Origin of the sequence: Ureibacillus sp. 179-F W5.1 NHS (assembly GCF_045369345.1) — a bacterium.
Taxonomy (GTDB): domain Bacteria; phylum Bacillota; class Bacilli; order Bacillales_A; family Planococcaceae; genus Ureibacillus; species Ureibacillus halotolerans.
In genome coordinates, this window is sequence record NZ_JBIQFG010000082.1 from 1 (window position 1) to 4,153 (window position 4,153).

Below are 4,153 nucleotides of genomic sequence, written 5' to 3' on the forward strand. Positions count from 1 at the left end.
CAGGCTCCCTTTAGGTTAGTATGTTAAGTCTACTAGCCCTTATAGTATCTGTCCAACTTAGTGTAACCGATTCAGTAAAATACTTCGTTTTAATTTTTAATTCCATACTATTTCCCCTAAAAATATTACTTTAGAAAATCTACCAACTTAATATCTTCAAGTATTCTCTTTAATTTACTCATTTTTCTATAAGGAGAATCTAAAATTTCTTCCAAAAGAGGCTTAATGATATAAAATATTCCTAATATCGCTAAACTTATTAAAACAAGTATTATTACTATTTCCACTCCTTCATTATTATAATTAAGTAACCATTTAATCATCAGAGTTATTATCGGTAATAATAATGCAGTACTTATTGTATAGAAAGCCTTTAAAACTTTTTCACTCATTTTTAGTTCTGGAAGTTCTTCATTTATTTGATTTATCAACAAATCAATTTGTTCAATATGGCTAATATTATGTCTTTTTAAAATATTCCTTATTGAAATAATATTGTGATCAAAAATATCCTTACCATCACCTACATTTCCCAATACAGACTTTTTCAATTCATTTCCAAAATAAGAACCTGTAATAGCTGCAAATATACATGACGCAAAAAGAATCCAACCATTTAATGATAAATAAAATTTAAAAAGACAATACAAAGTAATTATCAATAGTGAAATAGAAATTACCCATACGTGCCATTTAAGATATTTCACAAAGTATGTAGTACGAACATCTTGTTTAATATAATCCTCATATATTAGCCACAACAAATCTTACTCCTCCTCCTAAAACTCCTAATCAACTTACCCTAAATAGGTAATTTGTAATTAATACATCGGTATTTTACTGTGTTTTTTTACTCATTCAATTATGTTTTAATATTCCCTATCTATTTATAAAGTCCTTATAAATTTTAAAAAATAAAAAACCACCTCTCAGATATTTCTGAGAAGTGGTAGTTGCTTTATTAATAGCGTTACTAAGTTTATAAAACTTTTAAAGTTATATTACTACTTAAAATGCCTCAAAAACCTCTTTTACATCATTCCGCCCATGCCGCCCATGTCAGGCATTGCTGGAGCAGATGCTGGTTCTGGAATATCTGCTACTACTGCTTCAGTTGTTAAGAATAGAGCAGCTACAGATGCAGCGTTTTGTAATGCAGAACGAGTAACTTTAGCAGGGTCTACTACACCAGCTTCGATCATGTTTACCCATTCGCCGTTAGCAGCGTTGAAGCCGATACCGATTTCTTCGCGTTTTAGGCGGTCAACGATGATTGAACCTTCAAGACCTGCGTTGTTAGCGATTTGACGTACTGGTTCTTCAAGAGCACGTAATACGATACGTACACCAGTTGCTACATCGCCTTCTACTTCATCAAGTACTTTTTCAACTGCGCCGTAAACGTTTAGAAGTGCAGTACCACCACCTGATACGATACCTTCTTCAACAGCAGCACGAGTTGAGTTTAATGCGTCTTCAATACGTAATTTACGTTCTTTTAATTCCGTTTCAGTTGCAGCACCAACTTTAATTACTGCTACACCACCTGCAAGTTTTGCAAGGCGTTCTTGTAATTTTTCTCTATCGAACTCAGAAGTTGTTTCTGCAATTTGAGCACGGATTTGGTTAACGCGAACTTCGATTTCTTCGCTATTACCCGCACCTTCAACAATTGTTGTGTTGTCTTTAGATACAACAACTTTTGCAGCACGTCCTAAAGAAGAAACGTCAGCTGTTTTTAATTCTAAGCCAAGTTCTGAAGTGATAACTTGACCACCAGTTAATACAGCAATATCTTCTAACATCGCTTTACGACGGTCACCGAAGCCAGGAGCTTTAACAGCTACTACATTAAATGTACCGCGTAATTTATTTAAGATTAATGTTGTAAGAGCTTCCCCTTCAACATCTTCAGCAACGATTAATAATGGACGGCTTTGTTGAACAACTTGTTCAAGTAAAGGTAAGATTTCTTGAATGTTTGAAATCTTTTTATCCGTAATTAAAATATAAGGGTTTTCTAATACTGCTTCCATTTTGTCAGTATCTGTTACCATATAGTGAGAAACGTATCCACGGTCGAATTGCATACCTTCTACTACATCTAATTCAGTAGTGAACCCTTTAGATTCTTCGATAGTGATAACACCGTCAGTACCAACGCGTTCCATAGCGTCTGCGATGAATTCACCAACTTCTTCATCGGCAGCAGAAATAGCAGCAACTTGCGCGATCGCTTCTTTATTTTCTACTGGGCGTGAAATGGATTGTAATTCTTCTAATGCAGCAGCAACAGCTTTATCCATACCTTTACGGATACCAACAGGGTTTGCGCCAGCTGTTACGTTTTTAAGACCTTCACGAATCATCGCTTGCGCTAAAACTGTTGCAGTTGTTGTACCGTCACCAGCGATTTCGTTCGTTTTAGAAGCAACTTCAGCAACTAATTTTGCACCCATGTTTTCATAAGCGTTTTCTAATTCGATTTCTTTAGCGATTGTTACACCATCATTTGTAATTAATGGAGAACCGAATTTTTTTTCAAGTACAACGTTACGACCTTTTGGCCCTAATGTTACTTTTACTGCATTTGCTAATTTATCAACACCTTGAAGCATTAACGTGCGAGCTTCTTCAGAGAATTTAATATCTTTTGCCATTTTGCTTACCTCCAAATTTTTATTCTATTCAAAATCAAAAGTAGCATGGAGCGCCGAAGAAACCTATGTAAAAGGCGCTCTTTATTTCTTAAGATTAACTTTAACTTTCAACTAATTAACCAATAACTGCTAATACATCACTTTCGCGAAGAATTAAATATTCTTTGCCTTCGTATTTCACTTCTGTGCCTGAGTATTTAGAGAAAATAATACGATCTCCCTCTCTTACATCAAGCTCGACACGTGAGCCGTTATCTAGTACACGACCAGTTCCCACAGCAACAACATTACCTTCTTGTGGTTTTTCCTTTGCTGAATCTGGAAGTACAAGTCCTGATGCTGTTTTTTCTTCCACCTCAACTAGTTCGATAATGATACGATCACCTAATGGTCTTAACAAGTGAAACAACCTCCTACAAATTTTAGTTTGTATATCTTATTAGCACTCTCTTCTTACGAGTGCTAACACAATTATTATAATAATGAATTATTTTTAAGTTTGCAAGTATGAAGCGTTAAAAAATTTTGTTTTCTTTCCATATTCCTCTACAATAGGATATAGAGGTTGTACTTTCTTAAATGAGCAACCCGCCTGTTAGTTTAACTTTATATTATATGTTTTAAACAAGAGATTTAGAAAGAGGGATATAAACTATTGAGTACTTCTACAAAAATCCAAACCCAAAAAACAGCCTTTTTCGTTTTATTAACCTACATATTGTTTCAATTATCTGGGTTTCTATTATTAATTCCACCTATTAAGGGATTCTTCCTTCAATTTTTTGTGGAAAATGAACAACAATCTGGCGTTGCCTTAGCTGGTTGGTGGTCTACAGTAACTGCTGCAATTGCATTCTTAGTTTGTATATTCTTAATAAGTAAAAATAAGAACTTCTGGAACGTATTTAAAGGAGAAAAAGCATCGATTCCTGTTTCCATCGGATGGGGAATTATCGGGTTTTTCCTTGTTTATCTTGGTCAAACGATTGGTGCAACGATTGAATTGGCCCTTGGCATTGATTACGGCAGTGAAAATACCGAAACGATTATGCTTGTTACAGAAATTGCGCCAGTTATGATACTTGCGACGGTGTTATTTGGCCCAATATTAGAAGAATTAGTATTTCGTCGAGTAGTCTTTGGTTCATTAATTCAAACCCAAAATTTCTGGGTAGCTGGTATCGTTAGTTCGATTATTTTTGCGGCCATTCATTTAGATTTTACGCATATTATTTTATATACCATTAGCGGTTTCATTTTCGCCTTCCTTTACTATAAAACGAGACGTCTACTTACATCAATTATTGCCCATATGATGTTAAACGGCTTTGTTACGTTAGTTCAATTAAATGCGGATAAACTTCAACAATTCATGGATCAAATTCCAAAATAAAATTAAAAGCCTATTTTCAAAAGTAATGTGTACCCTTTGTAAAGGACATTTTAAAAAAAGCTAGGCAACTTGAAATAGATGATGTCTGTATTGTGCAGGC

4 protein-coding genes are annotated in these 4,153 nt (G+C 34.6%); 1 reads left to right on the forward strand and 3 read right to left on the reverse strand.

Annotation, left to right across the window (positions count from 1 at the left end; translation table 11 throughout):
- Positions 1-125: 125 nt before the first annotated feature.
- The 3 genes from ACH0B5_RS17740 to groES form a co-directional block, all read right to left on the reverse strand.
- A complete protein-coding gene (locus tag ACH0B5_RS17740) occupies positions 126-764 on the reverse strand; it encodes a hypothetical protein (RefSeq protein WP_122973481.1) in 639 nt (212 codons plus the stop codon).
- Positions 765-1,031: 267 nt separating this feature from the next.
- A complete protein-coding gene (gene groL / locus ACH0B5_RS17745) occupies positions 1,032-2,660 on the reverse strand; it encodes a chaperonin GroEL (protein WP_122973482.1) in 1,629 nt (542 codons plus the stop codon).
- Between the two features lie 115 nt (positions 2,661-2,775).
- A complete protein-coding gene (groES, locus tag ACH0B5_RS17750; RefSeq protein WP_122973483.1) occupies positions 2,776-3,060 on the reverse strand; it encodes a co-chaperone GroES in 285 nt (94 codons plus the stop codon).
- Between the two features lie 255 nt (positions 3,061-3,315).
- On the opposite strand from groES, the gene ACH0B5_RS17755 reads away from it, so the two are divergent.
- On the forward strand, positions 3,316-4,053 hold the full coding sequence (locus tag ACH0B5_RS17755) for a CPBP family intramembrane glutamic endopeptidase (RefSeq protein ID WP_122973484.1): 738 nt from the start codon (positions 3,316-3,318) through the stop codon (positions 4,051-4,053).
- Positions 4,054-4,153: the final 100 nt, after the last annotated feature.